The organism is Cohaesibacter marisflavi (assembly GCF_900115225.1).
GTDB lineage: Bacteria > Pseudomonadota > Alphaproteobacteria > Rhizobiales > Cohaesibacteraceae > Cohaesibacter > Cohaesibacter marisflavi.
The window spans coordinates 256388-278543 of sequence record NZ_FOVR01000002.1 but is presented as its reverse complement, the minus strand read 5'-3'; the positions used below and the strand labels follow the sequence as shown (position 1 = coordinate 278543).

At 56.0% G+C, this 22156-nt stretch carries 17 protein-coding genes; 10 read left to right on the top strand and 7 right to left on the bottom strand.

Annotated features, from left to right (window positions below):
* The first annotated feature begins 129 nt into the window (after window positions 1-129).
* The 3 genes from BM258_RS04715 to BM258_RS04705 all read left to right on the top strand — a co-directional run bounded on the left by BM258_RS04715 (window position 130) and on the right by BM258_RS04705 (window position 5939).
* Window positions 130-1266 (top strand): efflux RND transporter periplasmic adaptor subunit, encoded by a 1137-nt coding sequence (locus tag BM258_RS04715; protein ID WP_175527918.1) that lies wholly within the window; start codon window positions 130-132, stop codon window positions 1264-1266.
* Window positions 1267-1278: 12 nt separating this feature from the next.
* Entirely contained in the window at window positions 1279-4401 is a 3123-nt protein-coding gene (locus tag BM258_RS04710; protein WP_090069473.1) for a multidrug efflux RND transporter permease subunit, read from the top strand.
* 200 nt (window positions 4402-4601) lie between these two features.
* The gene (locus tag BM258_RS04705; RefSeq protein WP_210186659.1) at window positions 4602-5939 is read left to right on the top strand and encodes an MFS transporter; all 1338 of its coding nucleotides are present in this window, start codon (window positions 4602-4604) and stop codon (window positions 5937-5939) included.
* A gap of 71 nt (window positions 5940-6010) precedes the next feature.
* Here BM258_RS04705 and BM258_RS04700 read toward each other — a convergent pair whose 3' ends face one another.
* A complete protein-coding gene (locus BM258_RS04700; protein WP_090069470.1) occupies window positions 6011-6796 on the bottom strand; it encodes a metallophosphoesterase in 786 nt (261 codons plus the stop codon).
* 281 nt (window positions 6797-7077) lie between these two features.
* Between BM258_RS04700 and BM258_RS04695 the strand changes: the two genes are divergently transcribed.
* Genes BM258_RS04695 through BM258_RS04685 form a run of 3 tightly spaced genes read left to right on the top strand, consistent with a single transcriptional unit; the run spans window position 7078 to window position 10799 of the window.
* A complete protein-coding gene (locus BM258_RS04695; protein WP_090069468.1) occupies window positions 7078-8139 on the top strand; it encodes an ABC transporter ATP-binding protein in 1062 nt (353 codons plus the stop codon).
* Between the two features lie 27 nt (window positions 8140-8166).
* Window positions 8167-9099: an ABC transporter substrate-binding protein gene (locus BM258_RS04690; RefSeq protein ID WP_090069465.1), complete on the top strand. Its 933-nt coding sequence runs from the start codon at window positions 8167-8169 to the stop codon at window positions 9097-9099.
* A complete protein-coding gene (locus BM258_RS04685) occupies window positions 9099-10799 on the top strand; it encodes an ABC transporter permease (RefSeq protein WP_090069462.1) in 1701 nt (566 codons plus the stop codon). Before BM258_RS04690 ends, BM258_RS04685 begins: the two co-directional genes overlap by 1 nt.
* Window positions 10800-10878: 79 nt before the next feature.
* Here BM258_RS04685 and BM258_RS04680 read toward each other — a convergent pair whose 3' ends face one another.
* The 3 genes from BM258_RS04680 to BM258_RS04670 all read right to left on the bottom strand — a co-directional run bounded on the left by BM258_RS04680 (window position 10879) and on the right by BM258_RS04670 (window position 13763).
* Window positions 10879-12156, bottom strand: a complete 1278-nt coding sequence (locus BM258_RS04680; RefSeq protein ID WP_090069460.1) for a TRAP transporter large permease — start codon at window positions 12154-12156, stop codon at window positions 10879-10881.
* Between the two features lie 14 nt (window positions 12157-12170).
* On the bottom strand, window positions 12171-12689 hold the full coding sequence (locus BM258_RS04675) for a TRAP transporter small permease (protein ID WP_090069457.1): 519 nt from the start codon (window positions 12687-12689) through the stop codon (window positions 12171-12173).
* Window positions 12690-12776: 87 nt separating this feature from the next.
* Window positions 12777-13763 carry a TRAP transporter substrate-binding protein gene (locus BM258_RS04670; protein WP_090069455.1) on the bottom strand — a complete coding sequence of 329 codons (987 nt, stop codon included), beginning with the start codon at window positions 13761-13763 and terminating at the stop codon, window positions 12777-12779.
* Between the two features lie 607 nt (window positions 13764-14370).
* Here BM258_RS04670 and BM258_RS24605 point away from each other — a divergent pair.
* The 3 genes from BM258_RS24605 to BM258_RS04655 all read left to right on the top strand — a co-directional run bounded on the left by BM258_RS24605 (window position 14371) and on the right by BM258_RS04655 (window position 17623).
* Complete coding sequence (locus tag BM258_RS24605) at window positions 14371-15348, top strand: TetR/AcrR family transcriptional regulator (protein ID WP_210186658.1); 978 nt, start codon at window positions 14371-14373, stop codon at window positions 15346-15348.
* A 296-nt stretch (window positions 15349-15644) separates the two neighbouring features.
* Window positions 15645-16067 (top strand): DoxX family protein, encoded by a 423-nt coding sequence (locus tag BM258_RS04660; RefSeq protein WP_090069453.1) that lies wholly within the window; start codon window positions 15645-15647, stop codon window positions 16065-16067.
* 311 nt (window positions 16068-16378) lie between these two features.
* Window positions 16379-17623, top strand: a complete 1245-nt coding sequence (locus BM258_RS04655) for a GTP-binding protein (protein WP_090069451.1) — start codon at window positions 16379-16381, stop codon at window positions 17621-17623.
* Window positions 17624-17662: 39 nt separating this feature from the next.
* On the opposite strand, the gene BM258_RS04650 is transcribed toward BM258_RS04655, so the two are convergent.
* Window positions 17663-18379, bottom strand: a complete 717-nt coding sequence (locus tag BM258_RS04650) for a GntR family transcriptional regulator (RefSeq protein WP_090070357.1) — start codon at window positions 18377-18379, stop codon at window positions 17663-17665.
* Between the two features lie 157 nt (window positions 18380-18536).
* Here BM258_RS04650 and BM258_RS04645 point away from each other — a divergent pair, with 157 nt between their 5' ends.
* Window positions 18537-19538, top strand: a complete 1002-nt coding sequence (locus BM258_RS04645) for a 4-hydroxyproline epimerase (RefSeq protein ID WP_090069449.1) — start codon at window positions 18537-18539, stop codon at window positions 19536-19538.
* A 77-nt stretch (window positions 19539-19615) separates the two neighbouring features.
* Here BM258_RS04645 and BM258_RS04640 read toward each other — a convergent pair whose 3' ends face one another.
* Entirely contained in the window at window positions 19616-20890 is a 1275-nt protein-coding gene (locus BM258_RS04640) for an alpha/beta fold hydrolase (protein ID WP_090069447.1), read from the bottom strand.
* 37 nt (window positions 20891-20927) lie between these two features.
* The gene (locus tag BM258_RS04635) at window positions 20928-22055 is read right to left on the bottom strand and encodes a M24 family metallopeptidase (RefSeq protein ID WP_244544595.1); all 1128 of its coding nucleotides are present in this window, start codon (window positions 22053-22055) and stop codon (window positions 20928-20930) included.
* Window positions 22056-22156 lie beyond the last annotated feature (101 nt).

The following is a 22156-nucleotide window of genomic DNA, read 5'->3' as shown; positions in this document are numbered from 1 at the left end:
GACATATGTACAAGTGCTAAACTGTCCACCTCTTATGACCACTTTACGTGTGTCACCAACAGTCTTTTGTCTTGCAGGAGCATTTCTTGCAAGATGATGATCTCTTTTTTGAAAGTAGTGGAAGGCAATATGACCCATTCTTCCAGAAAACATATTCTAACCGTTGCGATGGGCCTTGCGATTGGTCTCGCCTTTGCACCAACCTCCAGCTCGGCTCAGGGCGCGGGACGCCCGCCTGCGATGGTCACCACCATGCAGATCAAGCCCGAGACGGTAACCATCAGCGAAGAATTGCCCGGGCGCGTCTCGGCCTTTCGCACGGCGGCTATTCGCCCGCAGGTTGGTGGCATTCTCGAAGAGCGCCTGTTTGAACAGGGGGCCGACGTCAAGGAAAACCAACCTCTTTTCAAGATCGCTTCGGAAACCTATGAAGCGCAGGTCGACAATGCCCGCGCCGCATTGACCAGCGCTGAAGCGTCTCTCGATTTGGCCAATATCCAGCTGGATCGTGCCAGACAGCTGTTCGAGAAAAAATCTGCCAGTCAGCAGACCTATGATAGCGCACAGGCCGAAGCCAAAAGCGCCGAGGCGAGCGTAGCAGCTGCCAAGGCCACCTTGAAAGCCCAGCAGATCAACCTTGATCACACCACGGTTCGCTCCCCTATCAATGGCCGCATCGGAGCGGCTCTGGTGAGCGAAGGCGCTCTTGTCTCGGCCAACCAGTCTCAGGCACTGGCGACGGTGCAGCAGGTTGACAAGGTGTATGTCGACTTGCGCAGGTCGGCCCTTGATCTGCTCAAGATGCAGAAGATGGCCAATCTGGCGCCGGATTCCTCCTCCATCGAAATTCTGGGTGTCGACGGCACGGCCTATGAGCAAAAAGGCCAGCCAATCTTTACCGACGTCACGGTGGATGAAGCCACTGGCGATGTGACCATGCGCGTGCTGGTGGAAAATCCCAATCAGGATCTGCTGCCCGGCATGTTCGTTCGTGCTCTGGTACCCCGTCAGATCGTAGAGAATGCCTTGCTGCTTCCTCAGCAGGCCATTATTCGCGGAGTGACAGGAGATGCGCGCGTCGTTGTGGTTGACGACGAAGGCAAGGCGCATTTCAAGAATGTGGTTCTGGGCGAGCTGGTCAAGAGAAGCTACATCGTCACCGAAGGTCTTGAACCGAATGAGACTGTCATCATTCGCGGCCAGACACGGGTTACTCAGGACGGCGCACAAGTGAATGCGACCCCCGCAGAACAGCCCAAACAGTAACGGGAATTTCTGATGCCTAGTTTTTTCATCGATAGACCCGTCTTTGCATGGGTCATAGCGATATTTATCGTGCTTGGCGGGCTGTTGACCCTGTCATTGCTGCCGGTCACGCGTTATCCGGATATTGCGCCTCCCAGCGTATCCATTCGTGCGACCTATCCCGGCGCGTCTCCCGAAGTGGTCAACGACAGTGTCGTCAGCATCATCGAGCCCGAATTGTCCGGTGTAAAGCATCTGCTTTATTTTGAATCTACCGCCAACTCTTCGGGCATGGCAACCATTACCGCAACCTTTGAATCCGGCACTGATCCCGAGTTGGCGCAGGTCGATGTTCAGAACAAGATCAAGTCGATCGAGCCTCGCCTGCCCGAAGCGGTGCAGCGAACCGGTCTGACCATTGAATCCTCCTCTTCAGGCTTCCTGATGGTCGTTGCGTTGACCTCTCCTGACGGCACCCTGACCGCCCTCGATCTGGGCGACTATATGGAGCGAAATCTCGTTCAGCCCCTAAACCGTGTGGCTGGCGTCGGGCGCGTGCAGTCCTTTGTTTCCAAAAAGGCAATGCGTGTGTGGATTGATCCACACAAGCTACTCTCCTACTCGCTGTCTGTTTCCGACGTGACAAGCGCGATTGCGGCTCAGAACGTGCAGATCTCGCCGGGCCGTGTTGGTGCAGAACCAACGGTGGAAGGGCAGAGAATTGGTGTTCCGCTCACAGTGGAAGGACAGCTTAGTACGCCGGAAGAATTCAACAATATCGTTCTGCAGTCCAATCAGGATGGTTCCAAGTTGACATTGGGTGATGTAGCGCGCGTCGAAGTCGGCGCACAAACCTATGCCTTTGTCTCACGGATCAATGGCTCGCCATCAGCGGCCATGGCCATCCAGCTGGCTCCTGGGGCAAACGCCATGCGCGTGTCTCAGGCAGTGCAGGACCGCATGGCCGATCTGGCCACCGCAATGCCGGACGGAATGGAATGGTCAGTGCCCTATGACACCTCACCATTCGTTGCGATTTCCATCGAGAAGGTGGTCCATACGCTGATCGAAGCCATGGTCCTTGTGTTCCTGGTGATGTTGCTGTTCCTGCAGAAGATCCGCTACACGCTCATTCCGGCGATCGTTGCCCCCATTGCATTGGCGGGTACACTTGTCGTCATGTATGCTTCGGGCTTCTCGATCAACGTGCTCACCATGTTCGGCATGGTGCTCGCCATCGGTATCATCGTGGATGACGCCATCGTTGTGGTGGAGAATGTGGAGCGTATCATGGCGACCGAAGGGCTGCCTCCAAAGGAGGCAACCCGAAAGGCCATGAAGCAGATTACCAGCGCCGTTATCGGCATCACGCTGGTTCTGACGGCAGTGTTCATCCCAATGGGCATGTCGTCTGGCGCCGTGGGTGAGATCTATCGACAGTTCACCATGTCCATGGCTGTGTCGATCCTGTTCTCCGCCTTCCTTGCCCTATCGATGACGCCGGCGCTGTGTGCGACCCTGCTCAAACCGATCGACCCGGATCACCATGCATCAAAGGGCGGTTTCTTTGGCTGGTTCAACCGCGGGCTGGACGGCATCACCAATGTCTATGTCCGCATCGTGGCGTTGTTTGCCCGCAAGATTGCGATCATGGCAGTGCTCTATCTGGCCATTGTCTCCGGGCTTGGTTACAGCTTCATCAAACTGCCAACCTCGTTCTTGCCGGTGGAAGACCAGGGGTCTTTCATTACCCTTTACAGCTTGCCATCAGAGGCAACCCAGGAGCGGACCAAGGAAATCGTTGCCATGTATGAGAAACATGCTCATACACGTGAAGCGACCAAGGATGTGTTCGCCGTCGTGGGCTTCAGCTTCAGCGGCATGGGTGCCAACACCGCATTGTCCTTTACCACGCTGGATGACTGGGCAGAACGTGACTCGTCGGCGGCCGATGAGGCCAATGTCGCCAACCGCACCATGTTTGCAGCTCCGGAAGGGCAGATCTACAGTATCCTGCCGCCATCCATTCCATCGCTTGGCACTTCTTCGGGCTTTGCCATGCGTCTTCAGGATCGTGCAGGTCTTGGCAACGAAGCATTGGTCAACGCACGAAACCAGTTGCTCGGCATGGCCGCGCAAAGTGATCTGCTGACAGGTGTCCGTCCGGACGGCTTGCCACAGGGGGCCAGCATCCGGCTTGAAATTGACAGGCAGAAAGCCGAATTTCTTGGCGTGCCGTTTGCTTCCATCGCGTCGACACTGTCTTCGGCCATGGGCTCCAACTATGTCAACGACTATAGTTATCAGGGCCAGTTGCGCCGCGTCACCGTACAGGCTGATGCTCCATTCCGCATGCAGATCGAGGACGTGCTGAAGCTCAACCTGCCAAGCTCCACCGGAGCCATGGTTGAACTCTCAGAAGTCGTGAAGCCGGTTTGGGAGCAGAGCCCGTTGCAGCTTGTTCGCTACAACGGCCTGCCTGCCGAGCGTATCAGCGGCAGCGCCGCACCAGGCGTTTCTGCCGGTGAGGCAATGCTGGAAATGGAACGTCTGGCCAGCCAGCTGCCTGAAGGCTTTGGCATCGAATGGACCGGACAGTCTCTGCAGGAGAAGAATACCAACGCGCAGACGCCAATGCTGCTGGCCTTGTCCATGCTCGTTGTCTTCCTCGTGCTGGCGGCTCTTTACGAAAGCTGGTCTATTCCCTTCTCGGTGTTGCTTGTCATTCCGCTTGGTGTGATCGGTGCCGTCGTGTCGGTGTATCTGCGCGGTCTTGAGAATGACGTGTTCTTCAAAGTCGGTCTGATCACCATCATCGGGCTCTCAGCCAAGAACGCCATTCTGATCGTCGAGTTCGCCCGCGCACTTTACGACGAAGGGAACAGTCTGTTGGATGCCGTGACGGAGGCCGCCCGCCTGCGTATGCGACCGATCCTGATGACCTCGCTTGCCTTCACGCTTGGTGTAGTGCCTCTGATGCTTTCCAGTGGCGCCAGTGCTGAAACCCAGCATGCGATCGGCACCGGTGTGTTCGGCGGCATGATCACGGCCACATTCCTTGGCCTCTTGTTCGTGCCTGCCTTCTTCGTCTTTGTGGTTGGCATTGCCAACCTGTTCAAAGGCAAAAAGAAGGATGATACCGCGACAGCTTCATAAGGCTCAATAAAGCCGATTTGTTTGGAACAAAGAGGGGCGTCGCTCATTATCCGAGTGATGCCCCTTTTTCATGCTGAGGATCAGGGACATATCGCCACGTCTGATCGCACCCTCATGATTGTTATGTTGATTGCAGGAATCAGCTGTGGTTTTCTTTTATCAGTTTGAGTAACCAGTGCTTTTTTAAAAAGGATTTTTCTGTGTCCCGTAGCCTGTTCTCCATCGCTTCGCTTCTGCTCGGTTCTGCCTTCCTGTTTTTTGCTGGTGGACTAACCGGTATGCTCTTGCCTGTTCGAGGCGGCATCGAGGGTTTTTCGAGCTTTAACCTCGGTCTTCTGGGTACGGGCTGGGCCGTGGGCTATGTGTCTGGTTGCCTGCTGGTTCCTCAACTTGTAACGAGAGTAGGCCATATTCGCGCTTTCAGCGTGATGGCTGCCATGGCCTGTATTTCAGTCTTGATGTCGTCCCTGCTGGTCTTGCCTTACGCCTGGATCATTCTGCGCGCGCTGGCCGGCTTTGCCTTTGCAGGTGCAGCCATGATCGTTGAAGGCTGGCTGGTGGAACGCTCGGAGCCTGAAAGCCGAGGCATGATCTTTGGCACTTATACCATGGTCAACCTGTTTGCGAGCACCGCAGGACAGATGGTCATCGCCATTGGGTCACCGGAAACTTTCCAGCTGTTTACCGTCGCCTGCATCTTCTATGTTATTGCGCTTTTGCCAACAGCTCTCACCAAATCCCAGGCGCCAGTGCCGTTGGCACGGGCCAAACTCAACGTACCCCGCCTATGGAAGAACTCGCCCGTCGCTGTGATCGCTGTGTTGCTGACCGGCATCTCGAACGGCAGCTTCGGTACTCTGGTTGCCGTGTATGGTCACAATATCGGCCTGTCGGTCTCAGGTGTGGCGCTGTTCGTCAGTGCGTCCATTCTTGCGGGTGCGGCCGCCCAAATCCCCATCGGCTTTCTGTCAGACATGATTGATCGTCGTCTGGTCGTGATTGTAATTGCACTGGTTGCCATCGCTTCGGACAGCATGTTTGTTACCCATGCCCCGACCACAACAACGATCGCCGTCATCTATTCAGCCATTTTCGGCGCTGCTGTCTATTCCTTCTATCCAGTGCTGGTGGCGCATGCGAACGACCATGCGGATCCTTCCGAGGGCCTGCAAACCAGTGGCGGCCTACTGCTGCTGATGGGGTGCGGAACGATGATCGGGCCCTTGCTGGGTGGTGTGCTGATGTCCGTACAAGGCCCCAATGGTCTGTTTGTCTCAACAACGATGGCCCATATCGGCATCCTGCTCTTCACCATCTGGCGTATGACCCAGCGTGTCGCGGTTGATGACGAGGACAAGGGACAGTTTGTTCCTATTTCTCCAATGCGTACCCGTACGCCGCAGACCATTCTTTTGGCTGATGGCGAAATCGCTGAAGAAGAATTGTCAGATGACTATGAGGGCGAAAGTCTGGCAAGTGACCCTTTGGAAAGCACCCCTGACCGTGCTGACGAGGAAACCGAAGCGGAGAAGCGATAGTCCGCGTCTCTTTGCTTTCGTGCAGCTCATCTCTCTGGAAGAACAAGGCCCCTTTTGGCCTTGTCTGCCTGTCAGGCAGGCACGCTTAGGAAGCGATAGCGTTCCCCTTGCAGATGCACGGCGGTAAGGGCGTTGCCATAGACGGCGCCGGTGTCGATGCCAATCCGGCCAAGCCCGACTTCCGGGACGTCAAAAGGCGTGTGGCCATGTATGATCCGGCGATCTGACGCCGGTTCTTCCACTAGGAACGGCTCACGTATCCAAAGCAGATCCCGCATGGTCTGCTCTTGCATGGGCACATGATGGCGCATACCGGCATGCACGATATGGGCATTGGGCATGGTGAGCGCGGCTGGCAATTGGGCTAGAAAGGCGCGATGCTTGGCCGGTATCCGCTCGGCTAACCAACCCGAAAGCGCGCCCTCGGGCATGCCGGTTTTAACAAAATCATCCAAATCAATGCCGTAGGAAGCAAGTGTTGCCACGCCGCCCCATCCGATCCACGGGCTAGAGAGGGTGGGCTGCATGAGAAATTCGCAGAAGGTCAGATCATGGTTGCCGCACAGCACCAGCCGCTCAACATTGTTCGGCAATGGAGATGAGAGGCAATGCTCGATCACGCCTTTGGAATCGGGCCCTCGGTCCACCAAATCGCCGACCGAGACAATGAGGCTCGGCGTTGCCCGGCTTTTGGCTTCCGCGAAGATCATGCCCTCAAGCAGCTTGAGCAGATCAAGCCGGCCGTGAATATCACCGATCGCATAAACATCTCTTGGTTGCTCATCCAGCACCAGCCGGGGCCGGGCAAGCGGGTCTGTCATGATGTTTTGGGCTTTGGAGAGTATCGATGCGGCCATGGGCAATGGGTGTCCTTTCCTTTCGAACCGATCCGTGTGGCGCCGCCGTATCAAAGGCGAGAAACTGCGTTGCGTTGGCCTGACTATGCCTTCTGAGACTGTCAGCGTAAAGGCTTTTGGCAAGAACGGACAAAAGCCCCGTTTGGCAGGCCCAATGTGACGGCTGACATCAAAGCTTCACACGACTGTCATATACAGCTCCTATAGACCGCCCCACACACCACACCATTTTCAGTCCCGTGTTTAGTCCCGTGCGCCCATATTTCTACAAAGCTCCCTTTATGACCAATTCCTCGCAGACGGCTCTTTCCATCCATTCAATATCAATGAGTTATGGAGCGAACAAAGTTCTCGACGGGATTGACGTCTCCCTTGAAGCTGGCAAGGTCCTTGGACTTTTGGGCCCTTCTGGCTGTGGCAAGACAACCCTGTTGCGTCTCGTCTCAGGCCTGCTTTTGCCCGATGAGGGCATAATCGAAATAGCGGGGCGCGCGGTTGCCGCGCCAGCCAAAGGTATCGCCCTTCCGCCCGAGCAGCGCGGCCTTGGCATGGTGTTTCAGGATTACGCCCTGTGGCCTCACATGTCCGTTGCCAAAAATGTCGCCTTCCCGCTGGAAATGCAGCGGCGCTCCGGCGCTGAATGCAGGGACCGTGTCGCAAAGGCGCTCGACCGGGTCGGGCTTGGCGCCATGGCAGAGCGGCGCCCATCCGACCTCTCCGGCGGCCAGCAACAGCGCGTAGCTATTGCCCGGGCCATCGTTGCCGAACCGCCGCTCGTGCTGTTTGACGAGCCCCTTTCCAACCTTGACCGCGAATTGCGCGAATGCATGGTCGAAGAGCTCAGCGATCTCGTTGCCGACCTTAATCTCAGCGCGGTTTATGTGACCCATGACCATGGCGAAGCGCTGACGCTAGCCGACCATGTGGCTGTCATGCGCGGCGGCAAGATAGAACAGCTGGCCTGCCCTGATGAGCTGGTCAGCAATCCTGCCACAGTGGCCGTGGCTGACTTCCTGCGGCTGGGCTGCCTGCTGCCTGCGGATCGCAATGGCGATGGCTGGCAGGTGGAAGGCACATCGGTGCGGTTGCCCGATGGTCCGGTAGCCTCTGCCAAGAGCACTTTGCTGCTGCCCGAGCGGGCCATGAGGCTGGGGAGCGAAGGCCCGGCACAATTCAAGGCGCGTGTGCTGCGCGCCCAGACAAGAAGCACCGGACATGCCCTTACTTTGGGTATCGAAGGGACTAACCACCTCATCCGCCTTGTCAGCGCCCAGCGCGCAAGGATCGGAGATTTAATCGATATTTCCTATTCACCTGAAGAGCTGCGCTGGTTCCCTGCGTAGACATGACCAAACTATTGGAGCATTTTCATGCGTCGTCTTACTCTTGCTTTGACCCTTGGCCTCATGGCATCCACTGCTGCCCATGCAGACGTGACCGTTTATTCTGCCGGTCCGGGCGCTCTGATTAAGAATCTCGTCAAGGGCTTTACCGCCAAAACCGGCATAAAGGCCAATGTGTTTCAGGCAACCACCGGCAAGGTGATGGCCCGCCTTGAAGCGGAAAGCGCCAACCCTGTTGCCGATGTCGTCGTCTCTGCCAGCTGGGGCACCGCAACCAGCTTTGCCGAAAAAGGCCTGCTCCTGCCTTACACCAGCCCGAATGCCGAAACGGTTCCTGACTTCCTGAAGACCGATACCGCTGTCGCTCAGGGCGTTGCCGGTCTGGTTATTGGCTGGAACACCAAATCCGGCACCCCGAAGCCAACCGACTGGTCCGACCTCACCAAGCCCGAGTATAAAGATCTGGTCACCCTGCCTGATCCAGCCGCTTCTGGTGGCACCTACACGCTGGTTGAAGCCTTTACGGCCAATGGCATGACTGATGTGCTGGAAGGCCTCAAAGACAATGGCGCGATCGTTGCCGGTGCCAACAAGGCAGCGCTCAACCCTGTTCTGCAGGGCGCAAAGGCCGCCGTTTTTGCAGGCGTTGACTACATCACTATGGGCGCTGCGGCCAAGGGCGAAAGCGTTGAAGCCATCTTCCCTGAAAGCGGCACCGTGGTTGCGCCACGCCCGATCATGATCCTCAAATCCTCCCAAAATCAGGATGATGCGAAGAAATTCGTCGACTATGTGCTTTCTCCTGAAGGCCAGAATGAAGTGGCCAAGGTTCACCTGATGCCGTCCCGCACCGACATCAAGGTCGACCGTCCGCTGATCGGCGATCTGAAGCTGCTTTCCACCGAAGGCGCGCCGTCACGCGAAGAGGTTCTGGCTGGCTTCAAGAAGATCTTCAACTGATGGCAAAGGCAACGACGACAGGCGCAGAAGGAAGCGCGCTCTTAAGATGGATCGCCACCTCCGGGCTGCTGCTCGTCGTTGCAGTTCCCTGCCTGTTCATCATCATTCAGGCAATCTTTCCAGACATCGGGAGCGGCTCACTGGCCGCTCCCTTCTCTCTCTTTTTCAGGACCCTGTCTGATCCAGACCTGTTCGGGCTGGCCGGAAACACCCTTCTTCTGGGTGTTGGCACGGTCTTTTTCGCCGCTCTCTTCGCTGTTCCTCTTGCCGCTTTGCGTGCCCTCTTCAAGGTGCCCGGCGCGATCATTTGGGATGCGCTGTTGCTGATCCCTTTCATGATCCCGCCCTATATCGCAGCCCTTGGCTGGATCATGACGCTGCAGCCTCATGGCTATATGGAACAGGTGACGGGCATCAATCTGGCCGGGCTGATTTTCTCGGTGCCCGGCATCATGATCATCATGGGGCTCAACACCTTTTCGGTGGTCTATTTCGTTCTCTCGCGCACCTTCGAAACCATCGGCGCGCGCTATAGCGATGTAGGCCGTGTGTTTGGTGCGGGACAGTGGCGCTCATTCTGGCGCATTACCTTTCCGCTCGCCATGCCCGGACTTGCCGCTAGCCTCTTGCTGGTTTTTGCCATGTCCATCGAGGAATATGGCACCCCCGCAGCGCTGGGCCGCAGGATCGGCTTTGACGTGCTGGTGACCGGTATCGAGAACCGGATTTCCGAATGGCCCATCGACCTGCCCGGTTCCGCGACCCTGTCTCTGGTGCTCGTGGGCATGGCTCTGGTGGCCTTCATGATCCAGCGCTGGCTGCTGACGCGGCGCGATTATCGCATCGTCAGTGGCAAACCGCAGGCTTCGGACAAACGCGCGCTCGGCCTCTGGGCTGTGCCGGTTTCGCTCTATTTCGGCTTCATTACTTTTCTGGCCACGGGCCTGCCCATTCTGGCCATTCTGGCAACGGCCTTGTCGCGCACCATCTCCGGTGGTCTGACGGCAGAGAATATGGGCATGGACAATTTCAATGAGCTGCTCGGCAAGGGCAGCGAGGGGCTTGTCGCCTTGGGCAACTCTCTGGCGCTTGGCGTTTCCACGGCGCTGTTGGCTGGCCTGCTCGGCGCAATCACCGCCTATTCCGTGGTCAAGGGACGCGGTCGTTTCCGTCTCGTGCTGGATGCCCTGTCCATCACGCCGAATTCTCTGCCCGGCGTCGTCGTCGCGGTCGGCATCATTCTGGCGTGGAACCAGCCTTGGCTGCCAATTACGCCCTATAACACGCCTTTCATTCTGCTGTTGGCCTATATCTGCATCCTGCTGCCCCAACCGGTGCGCTATGCCACCGCCTCTCTGCACCAACTGGGCGACAATCTTGAATCGGCGGCAAGGGTAAGCGGATCAGGTCCGCTCAAGGCGTTCATCCGGATCATCTTCCCGCTGATCCTGCCCAGCATGGTCACATCGATGATCCTTGTCTTTGCAGTGGCCTCGCGCGAGCTGGTCGCATCTCTTCTGGTCGCACCCATCGGTTTCCAGACCATCGCCGTCTATATCTGGACCCAGTTCGACCAAGGCTCTGCTGGGCTGGGCATGGCCATGGCCTTTTGTGCCATCATGATCACCACGCTCATTCCACTAGGATTGATCGGTCTGCTCCGCTGGCTCTCCAAAGGGCAGGTGGCAGGGCTTAACTAGCACCGCCTGTTTTCACACAAGAAACCCCGCAAGCTGTGCTTACGGGGTTTCTTCTCTTCTTCCAGCAGATAGTGCCCCACTAGCCCATCAGAAGGGACGGGAGCCAAGTGCTCAGAACCGGGAAGAGGCAGAGCAGCAGCACCACAAGAAAGTTTGCCAGAAGGAAGGGCAGCGCTCCACGAAAGACCGACAGAATTCCCTCCCCCGAAACGCTGGCGCAGACATTGAGGCACATGCCGACCGGCGGCGTCACCAAGCCCACGGCGAGACCGGAAATCAACACTGCACCAAACTGGATCGGCGACACACCCAGCATCTTGAGCGCCGGCAAAAAGACCGGCGTTAACAGCAGAATGGCCGGACTGACATCGACAAAGAAGCCGATCAGCAGAATGACCACCGCCACAGCCAGCATCGCTGTTGTCGGGCCGAGCTGAAGCTGCACAAACAGCATGCCGATCATCTGCGTGACATGCTCAAGGGCAAGAATCCAAGTGAAGACGCCGGAAAAGGCAATGATGATCATCACGTTGGCCGAGCTGAGAATGGCCTCGCCAAACAGTTTGGGCAAATCTTTGAATGTAAGGCCTCGATAGACGAACAGGCCGACCAGCAAGGCATAGAGCGCCCCAACAGCAGCCGATTCCGTTGCCGTTGCGATGCCCGTCACCACAGAACCAACCACGATGAGCGGCATCAGGAGGGCGGGCAGGCCTTCCATCGTACCGCGCAAAACCTTTGCGGGGGCGAGATCCACCTCTTCGCAGGGGAACTGGTTCTTGTGGGCAATGATCAGCACAATGCCCAGCATGAAGACGCCCACCATGACGCCTGCGATCAGGCTGCCCAGAAACAGCCGACCGACCGATTCCGACGCGGCAAAGGCATAGATGACCATTGGGATGGAGGGCGGAATAATCATGCCCATGGTGGAGGACGCAGCAATGAGGCCTGTGGCGGTGCGCACCGGATAGCCTTTTTTCTTCATGGCCGGGATCATCACCTGACCGATGGAGGCGGCATCAGACACCGACGAGCCCGAGATGCCGCCAAAGACCATCGCCGTTAGGACAGAGACCAAGCCGAGCCCCCCTCTGAGGCGACCAACGAAAAGCATGCAGAAGTCAATCAGCCGACCGGTAAGGCCGCCATGGTTCATCAGGTGCCCCATGACGATAAAGAGGGGCAGCGACAACATCACCGAACTGTTCATGCCGGCATAGACGCGTGCGGGCAGCACCGCGATGAGATCGGGTTGATAGACGAGAAAATAGAGTAGCCCCGACAGGCCCATCGAATAAGCGATGGGAACACCGATGAGCATGAACAGGACAAGACTGCCAATGAGCAAGAGCATGGTTTGTCACACCGCTAGTTTGTGGGTTTGGGAAGGGGCGTCATGATCAGAGCAATCAGCCGCGTGATGCAGAAGAGAATGGCAAAGGCACAGCCAATGGGGATGGCCACCTCGATGAGCCCTTCGGCAATATGCAGGACAGGGTCTTCGCTGTTGCCCACCACCGAGATCCATTGCGTGCTGTAATAGAGCAGCATGGCGTGTAAAATGCCGATCAGGATCAGGTTGATCCCCTCCAGCCAGCTTTTTATCCGCAAGGGCAAACTGTCGATCAGCGCGTCGATGCGGATATGCTTGCCACGGGCGATATCCACCGCCGCACCGAGCGCTGTTGTATAGATAAACAGCATCACGGTTGCTTCGCTGCCGCCGATGATCGTTGTGTTGAAGCCATAGCGCATGATCACCAGAATGACGACCAGAACGAAGATGAGGCCAAAGAGCGCTGTCAAAAGCCACGTCAATAAGTGCATCAGCAGTTTTTCGGCGCGAAGCACCGGATGCACCTGATAGGCAGGAGCCGGACCGGACATGTCAAAGCTTTCAGATGGTTTGAGTGGTCTCTGGCAGGTGCCGGATCGATTTCCCGCTTCCGGCGCCTGCTCTATTCAGATTGGTTGTCACTTGCCAGCTTCGATGGCCTGATTGACTTCCTCTTCGGAGAAAGTGCCGTTCTGGATGTAGAAATCCCAGACTGGGCGAACCTTTTCGACAAATTTGGCGCGGTTTTCAGCCGAAATCTCATTCACTTCCAGCTTATCGCTGAGGAATTTAAGATAGTCAGCTTCGGAGGCGAGCCAATGCTCGTCGCTCCATGCTATGGCTTCCTTGGAGACCTTGTCAAAAACAGTTTTGAGATCGTCCGGCAGGCCTTCATACCATTTCAGATTCACAAAGAGGGGATCTGGATGGATCTGGTAGTTAAGTAGGGAGAGATAGGTCTGGGCTTCATAAAATTTCATCACCGAGATATTGCTCGGAGGATTTTCCTGGCCGTCTGCGACACCCATCTTCAGAGCCATATAGACCTCGCCATAAGGAATGGAGGTCGGGCTGGCGCCAAGGGCTTCGAAGGTCTTGATGATGGTTTCAATACCCGGCGTGCGGATCTTGAGGCCTTCCACATCAGCTGGCGTGTTGATGGGGTGCTTATTGTTGGTCACCACACGGAAGCCGCCAGCCACACCGGTTGCCGGAATATAATAGCCATTGGCTTTGGCTGCATCGGCGATATGGGTGCCGAAATCGCTGCGCATGGCCTTGAGCACGGCGTCTGTGCTGTCATAAAGGAATGGCAGGGTGTAAATCAGGAATTTCTTGTTGGCCTTGGTGAAAGCGCCACCACGGGTGCCCTGCACGGTGCCCATCTTGACCATATCCATCACTTCCGGTTCGCTGCCCAGCTGGCTGCCCGAAAAGATCTCAACGGAAATACGCCCTTCGCTTTCCTTCTCCAGCGCTTCCTTGAAGAAGAGCATGGATTTATGCCGGACGGAGCTGTCTGGCTGAGAATGCGCGAATTTGAAATTGAAGTCTGCTGCCATGACCGGAAATGCTAGCCCGATCCCCACGGCCATGATTGCGAGTTTCGCAAATGCCTTGTTCATTGAATGCCTCCCTTTTGGTAACCGCCTTTATGAGCGGCGAAGCGGTGCATTCCTCACCGCCTCCTTCTCCTCGCTAGAGCCTATTTGAGCGCATCATCTGATGGAGCCGCGAAGCTCGATTGGTCAGCCTGAGCGCCAGCAAGTCGTCCCGAACCGTTGTGGCCGGGCTGCATGCTGCTGTTTGCTCTGTCCCCTCCCAAGGGTTCATTTGCGTCTTTCACACAGCCGGAATGCGCTCCGGCCTGAACGAGCGTGAGGCATGAATGGTCTCCCAATCATCCATACCGCGACAACAGCACATCCCCACAACACTACTTACTGGTAGATTTTGTCAATAAACAAGTATTGTATTTGCCACTATTGCGACAACGCGTCGCATACTGTTGTGAATGATATTGCCCATGATAGAGTTCGTTTTTGCAGAATATCGCTACATATTAGGTGGTTAACCCGTATTTTTACCAAATACCGAAGGTCTTTTTCTAACAGTTCAGATCCAGATCACGGATATTGACAAGCGCCGTGAAGTGCCTATCATCCATACCAACAGAGTGAAAAATCCATACTTTGGAAGGAGTTCCATACTTTCCAAAGACCTGAGGCGAAGATGACAAAGCTCCCCAAGAATGTGCGTATCGGACGAAATGGTCGCGTTGGTATTCTCAAGAAGATACCCAGAGACCTTTGGGAGCATCCGCAATATAAAGATCGCTCCAAGGTCATCGAGCGTTCTACCGGAGCCATCAATGTGACGGAAGGGGTTAAGATCGCTCGCGCCATGCTGGAGGATCTTGAGCAGGAATTTGCCTCGGCGCGCTCAGAGCTTCCGGTCATTGATCATGAGACACCCCTGGGTTCAATTGCTCCTCAGGAAGAGCGACCGTCGCCGCAGCTTCGAGACAATAAAGAGATCGCAGGTGTCAGGGAGCTCGAAGAGGATGCCTCCAAAGATGAGCGCCGCCCCGCTCCCCGACGCAGAGAAGCGGAGATAACCCGGCGGGACATCCTTGATGCCGCCATGGAAGAATTCGCGGCAAAGGGGCTCAGCGGCGCCCGGGTGGATGCGATCGCCGCCAGAACCCGCACCACCAAGCCGATGATCTATTATCATTTTGGCAGCAAGGAAAAGCTCTATGCAGCCGTAATGGAAGAAGCCTATGGTGGGGTGCGCAGCAAGGAGCAGGGCTTGCATCTGGATGCTCTCCCCCCTGAAGAGGCCATGCGCCGCCTCGTGGAAGTGACCTTTGACCACCATGCTGAACATCCCGAATATGTCCGGCTGGTGTCTGTCGAGAATATCGAGATGGGACGCCATATCACTGGTCGGCAGAGCCTTGTAGAGCGCAACGCCATTGCCATCCAGACCGTCAGCGATCTTCTGGAGCGTGGTGCCAAAGCAGGTGTTTTCCGCAAGGATATCAATCCGTGGCACCTGCATTTTCTTATCTCCTCTTTCTGCTTCATGCGCGTTTCCAACCGCTATTCCTGGCGAGCCGTGTTTGACATCGACCTGTGGGACGAGGCTGAAGTGCCCGCCCAGCGGGACATGATCGTTGAGACGATCCTGCGCTATGTAAAACCTTAAGCAGCCGACATCACCACATTTCCATTGCTATGAAGACAGTTGTGCAGGTGAACACGCCTGCTTCTGCTCTTTTGCGTCCGCCATCTGCGGCTTGGGGAGGCCTCATCTTTATTGAGAATAAATTGTGGATAGTCATTCTACACAATCTTCATTTCATTGATTAAAAAACAAGTCCATATAGGGCGTACAGCAAATGCAGGGCAAAAAACGAGAATAAGAACGAGCCCTTTCATAAAACCGAATGAACCAGTGAAATCAGTGCAAAGACTGCACGCAACCACAGTTGGAACACTATAATGATCGACAATCAATCCGCTCCTTATGCAGCCTTTCTTCTCCGCGTCATCTCTGGCGCCCTGCTTCTGGCCCACGGCCTGATGAAGATCTTCATCTTCACCATCCCAGGTACGGTCGGCTTTTTTGAAAGCCTCGGCTTCCCTGGCCTCTTTGCCTACCTGACCATTTTCGCTGAAGTGGTTGGCGGCGCTGCCCTGATCCTCGGTGTCGCCACCCGTGCGGTTGCCATCCTGACCCTGCCACCGATCATTGGTGCCCTGTTTGTTCATTCGGGCAATGGCTGGGTCTTCTCCAGCGAAGGTGGCGGCTGGGAATTCCCGCTATTCTGGGCCATCACCAACCTCTCCATAGCCCTTCTGGGCAGCGGTGCATTCGCTCTGCGTCTGCCAGTAGTCAACCAGAAGCTGGCCTGGGCTCAGTAAGCCCGCTATCAGGAACCAAGCAAGCAACAAAATCTTACGTAGAGCATAAAACCAAGAATAAGGCTCTCTCACTTGAAACGGTGTTCTCCGACAGGGGCGCACCGTTTTTTTATCTCAGTTTGTCTGGCTGGCGGCTGTTTGTCTGTCCGGCTGTCTGGTCTATGGGTAGCCTACGGCCTTGTCTTTGGTTTCAAAGGACAATTTGCCACAGGCAGTTATGCCTCATCATTCCGCCCCCCCCTTTTGAACGCTTGACGGGCCACTCTGGAGACTGATATTTGCCATGTTATAACATTTCATATGGTAAATAGATGTTCAGACGACGTAAAATCGACAAGCGGCTGCCTGTTACCGTGCTTTCAGGATTTCTTGGCGCCGGAAAAACAACCCTCCTCAACCATGTGCTCAACAATCGGGATGGCCGGCGGGTTGCCGTCATCGTCAACGATATGAGCGAAGTGAATATTGACGCAGATCTGGTACGCGAAGAATCCACGCTCAACCAATCAGAAGAGAAGCTGGTGGAAATGAGCAATGGCTGCATTTGCTGCACCTTGCGCGATGACCTTCTGGTCAAGGTGCGGCAATTGGCTGAAGAAGGGCGCTTTGACTATCTGCTGGTGGAAAGTACCGGCGTATCCGAGCCGTTGCCCGTTGCGACAACCTTTGAATTTCGCGATGAAGAGGGGCGCAGCCTCAATGATGTTGCCCGTCTGGACACAATGGCAACTGTGATCGACGCAGTTCATCTGCTCAAGGATTTCGACTCGAAGGATTTCCTGGCTGACAGGGAAGTGCTCAAGGCGGATCTTTCCGACCATGATGAGCGGACATTGGCTGACCTGCTCGTGGATCAGATCGAATTTGCCGATATCATCATTCTCAACAAGGTGTCAGACGCCACCCGCGAACAATTGGACGCGGCCCGCTCCATCATTCATGGTCTCAACCCCGGAGCCCGCTTGATCGAAACGGACTTTGGAGCGGTCGAGCCTGACGCCATTTTCAATACGGGTCTGTTTGATTTCCAACGCGCCCATGAGCATCCTCAATGGTACAAGGAACTTTACGGCTTTGCTGACCACATGCCAGAGGATTCCGAATTCGGCATCACCAGCTTTGTCTGGACGGCCCGCCGCCCCTTGCTTCCGGAGAAATTTCACGAATTCACCCAGACGCCACTGCCCGGCGTGATCCGCGCCAAAGGGCATTTCTGGCTGGCCACACGCCACCGCATTGTCGGCGAATATAGCCTTGCAGGCAATATGGCCCGAACAGGTCCGCTGGGCTATTGGTGGGCGTCCGTGCCTCAGGATCGCTGGCCCAAGGATCGTGCGACGCGCAAACAGCTCAAGGCGGTGCTTGACCCTCACTATGGAGACCGGCGCCAGCAGATCGTCTTTATCGGCATGCTGGGTGAAATGAACAAGGATCGCATCTGCTCGATGCTGGATAGGGCTCTGGCGGCTCCTGTTGGTGAAGGGCCATTCGACCCTTCCCTCTATGAGCATCTGCCTGACCCCTTCCCTGCCTGGGAATATGCGCAAAGCAAATAGGCAACCGGGCTCTGAGAGCCCGGTCTTTCCAGCGTAAAGCTAAAGCGCAAGGGAGCCATTCACCCGCGTATCAGCTGCGATATAGGACTGGATCTGGCGTACGATCTGATCTGCATGTTCTGCTGCCAGTTTGTCTGCCAACGCCAGATCGCGCCCCATGATGGCCTTGATCATCTTCTCATGTTCATCGACATAAAGATGTGGGATATCATCATTGTAGGACTGGTAATAGAGACGCAGGATACGCCGTCCCTCATCAAGAAGACGGGTGAACAGCTCGACATAATAGCGGTTGCGCCCTGCCTTTGCGATGGCCAGATGGAATTCGCGGTTGGTAGCGATCATCTCGAAGACATCGCGCGTTTCCACCGCTTTGGCGTAGAGATCCTTCCAGTGATTGATATCGGCCAGATCGCCTTCTTCATAGTTGGCGGCGGCCTGTCGCGTCGTGACGCGATACATCAGGGTCAGTGCATCGAAGAACTGCGAGAGATTGAGAAAATCGATATTGGAAACGATGGTCGCCCTGTTGGGCAGCGTTGTGATTAGGCCTTCCGCAGCCAGACGAACCAGCGCTTCGCGGATGGGAGTGCGCGACATGGAAAAACGCGCCGCCAGCTGCAGCTCATCAATCGGGCTGCCTGGCGCAATCTTCAATTCTATGATTTCACGATGCAGGGTCTGATAGACATGGCCAACGCCTGCGCCTCTCTTATAGGGTCCCTTGGTCGATTTTTTCTCTTTTGTTTCGGTCATGCCCTTGCTGCCCAACGATGTTGCGATGAATATTTCTAGCGAATATCTTGAAAGTCCTGAAGCAAATGTTTGTATTTTAATTGTCGACATATTAACGTGTCAATGCGAGAAAAGAAACGCACAGAGCACAAAGCGCATCACCTGAGCAGAGTATCCGATGAAAAACCATACATTTCAATGCATTGATGGCCATACATGTGGCAATCCGGTGCGACTAGTTGCGGGCGGCGCCCCGCAGCTGGAAGGCAGCACCATGATAGAGAAACGGGCACATTTTCTGGCCGAATTTGACTGGATTCGCACAGGGCTGATGTTTGAACCGCGCGGTCATGACATGATGTCCGGATCGATTCTCTATCCGCCAACGCGGGATGATTGCGATATCGCCGTCCTGTTCATTGAAACCTCAGGCTGTCTGCCCATGTGTGGCCACGGCACCATTGGCACTGTGACCATGGCCATCGAGAACGGTCTGGTGACCCCAAAGGAACCGGGCAAGCTTCGTCTGGATACGCCCGCCGGGCTGGTCACCGTAGAGTATCGGCAGGAAGGCCGCTATGTGGAAGAGGTCCGGCTGACCAACGTGCCCGCCTTCCTTTATGCTGAAGACATGACTGCCGAGATTGACGGGCTTGGAGAAGTGCATGTGGATGTGGCCTATGGCGGCAATTTCTACGCCATAGTCGAGCCTCAGGATTGCTACAAGGATATGGCCGACTTCTCAGCCGGTGAGCTGGTAGGCTTCTCACCCAAGCTACGTGCGGCGCTCAATGAAAAATACGACTTTGTGCATCCGGAGAATCCGGCCATCAACGGCCTAAGCCATATTCTGTGGACCGGCAAGCCGCTGGCGCCGGAAGCCACAGCCCGCAACGCAGTCTTTTATGGCGAGAAGGCCATTGATCGCTCCCCTTGCGGTACAGGCACTTCTGCCCGCATGGCCCATTGGGTCGCCAAGGGGCGGCTGGGTGTCGGCGATGCCTTCATTCACGAGAGCATCATTGGCAGCCTGTTCAAGGGACGGGTAGAAGCCGCCGCCAAGGTCGGCGACAAGGATGCCATCATTCCATCTATCGGCGGCTGGGCACGCCAGACCGGGTTCAACACCATCTTCATTGATGATCGCGACCCTTATGCCCACGGTTTTACGGTGCTTTAAAGCAGACTAAACAGCTTGAAGGCAAACTGGCGCGGGGCCTTGCTCCGCGCTTTATTTTTATCTCGCACAAGCCTCGGCTATTCGTTGCCTGCGACCATATCCATCAGACGCGCCAAAACACGCGGGTCCTGACGCAAGCCGTCATGCTCATATTCGTTGGTCACCCACGCCTTGAGATTGCCAACCCGACCGGCTGTTTCCAGTGACAGGCCTGCATCCACATACATGTCATCAAAATAGACGGCAGCCGCAACAGGCACCTCGTTGGCGGCCAGACGCGCCTTGTCATAGAGCTGTTCTTCCAGCGGCATGGCATGCAGTGCCTCTGTTGCCGCCTGGAATGGTTTGAGCGCCCTGATCTCCTCAAACATCCACGGGAACATCATTTCGCCGGTAAAAAGCAAGGGCCGATGGCTCTCTGCGAAAGCGGCATGCTTTTCCCGCTCCCGTTGCGCCGCCCAGTTGGAAGCGTTGCCATGCTGGCCATAGATGGCCTCTTGCAGCACACAGAAAAGCGGGTTGGTGGCATAACCTGTTTCCACCATAATGGAAGAAAGGAAGCTGTCGGTCAGGGTGCCATCGCCATCGAGCGCTTCATCGATCAACCAATGCACCATCTCGTAACCCGGCTTCATGCCGAAGGCCATACCGAGGGTTTGCAACCGGCGCACAGTCAACCGGTCTCCATCTGGCAGGCGAATGTCGTCACTTGCCAGACGATCAGCGATGCGGGCAACCACATCCCTATCGGCCTCATAGCGGGCATAATAATGCCGGTTCTTTTCAGCCACCCGCAGGAAGGTGCGCTCATAGACATCTTCCGCACGGGCCTCAATCCCGGCCAATCCGCCCGTTACATAGCAGGCTTCCAGCGCCTCTGGGGCCATGGAGAGGTAGCACAGGGTCAGAAAACCGCCATAGCTCTGGCCAAGGCTCGACCATTTGCGGCCACCATAGACCTCTTTGCGCAGATGCTCGCAATCGCGAATGATGCTGTCTGCCCTGAAGCAGGCAAGGAAACGAGCCCCCTCTTCGCCGGAGGCAAAGCGCTGCATATGGCGCCCTTCCACCGGTGAGGACCGCCCCGTGCCGCGCTGATCGAGCAGCACGACGCGGTGTGTCTTGAGTGCGGTTTTAAGCCATGCCGGGCCGCCCCCTTGTGGGCGCGGGCCCTTGCCACCGGGGCCACCTTGAAGGAAGACGAGCAACGGCAGATCTTCCTCCTTGCGCACAGGGTCCACCACCTCACGGGCAAACAGCGTCAGACCTTCTCCCTGCGGTTTGGCCCAATCCAGGGGAACCGGCAGCGTGATATCGCGATAGGCGACACCGGGAAATGTCATATAAGTCATTGCACTCTCCTTAAAGAGCAGAGTTCAGGACAAGCCATCACTTGGCTGCAATCAGGTCACGCGTTTTGTCGGACAGGATTTCCGGCCCATCCTTGCGCATGATGACGATATCTTCCAGACGCACGCCGAACTGGCCTGCCAGATAGATGCCCGGTTCGATGGAAAAGACCATGCCTTCTTCAAGGATTGTCTCTGAACTGGCCGACATGTAGGGATGCTCATGCACGTCGATACCCAGTCCATGACCAGTGCGGTGCAGGAACTTTTCACCATAGCCAGCCTTGGCAATGGTCGAGCGGGCGGCATCATCAATGGCGCTGGCTTTCACGCCCGGCTTGGCCGCAGCAAGAGCGGCCTTGACCGCCGCCTCCACGACGACTGCGATCTCTTCATAGCCTTCCGGTTTGGCCCCGAAATAGCCCGAACGAGTCATGTCACTTGGATAGCCCCCCTTGCGGCACCCCAGATCGATCATCAGAGGCATGCCCTCTTGAAGCTTTGTCTCGCCGCTGTCGTGATGAGGAAATGCCCCATTGCCGCCAAAGCAGACGCTGGCAAATTCCGTGGTTGCGCCGTGGCTTGCAAAATAGTCATCGATGAATTTGATGACATCCAGCTCCGTCATGCCCACCTGCAGATGGTCAAAGGCTGCGGTGACACAGGCATCGGTCAGCACGGCATTTTCCTTGAGCTGGGCATATTCCGTTTCATCCTTGCGACAGCGCAGATATCCAAGCGTATCACCAAGGAACTGACGTTTGTTATCCGGCAGCGCATCCAGCAGCAGCAGAGCAAAATCGGCGCGCATCGCTTCATCTACAGCCACCGACACACCTTGCCTCGCAAGGCCGAAGTCGGCCAGCATCTTGTTCAAGGTGCCTGTAGCGCCATCGGCATCGGTCCAGCAGTAGAAAGGCAGATCCGTATGCTGGCGTACGCTATCCTGATTGAGCGCCGGCATCAGGAAGGCGGCATCCTTCTGGGTGACCAGCACCATCACCGGCCGCTCATCCCCATGCGCAGAGACGCCTGCCAACCAGGCCATGTTCGAAGTCGGCCCCACAGCGACCAGATCCGTCCCTATCTCCGCCATGCGCGCTCTGAGCCGCGAGAGGCGATTCTCAAACAGAATTTTCTTGGAATCATTCATAAGGATCTGCTCCATTTCATACGTCCTATCAACAGAAAGCAAAAAAGCCGTGCCTTTTGTAACATTTCATGTCGACAATTAAAATACAACTGGTATTGTCTCTGCATAAACATAGA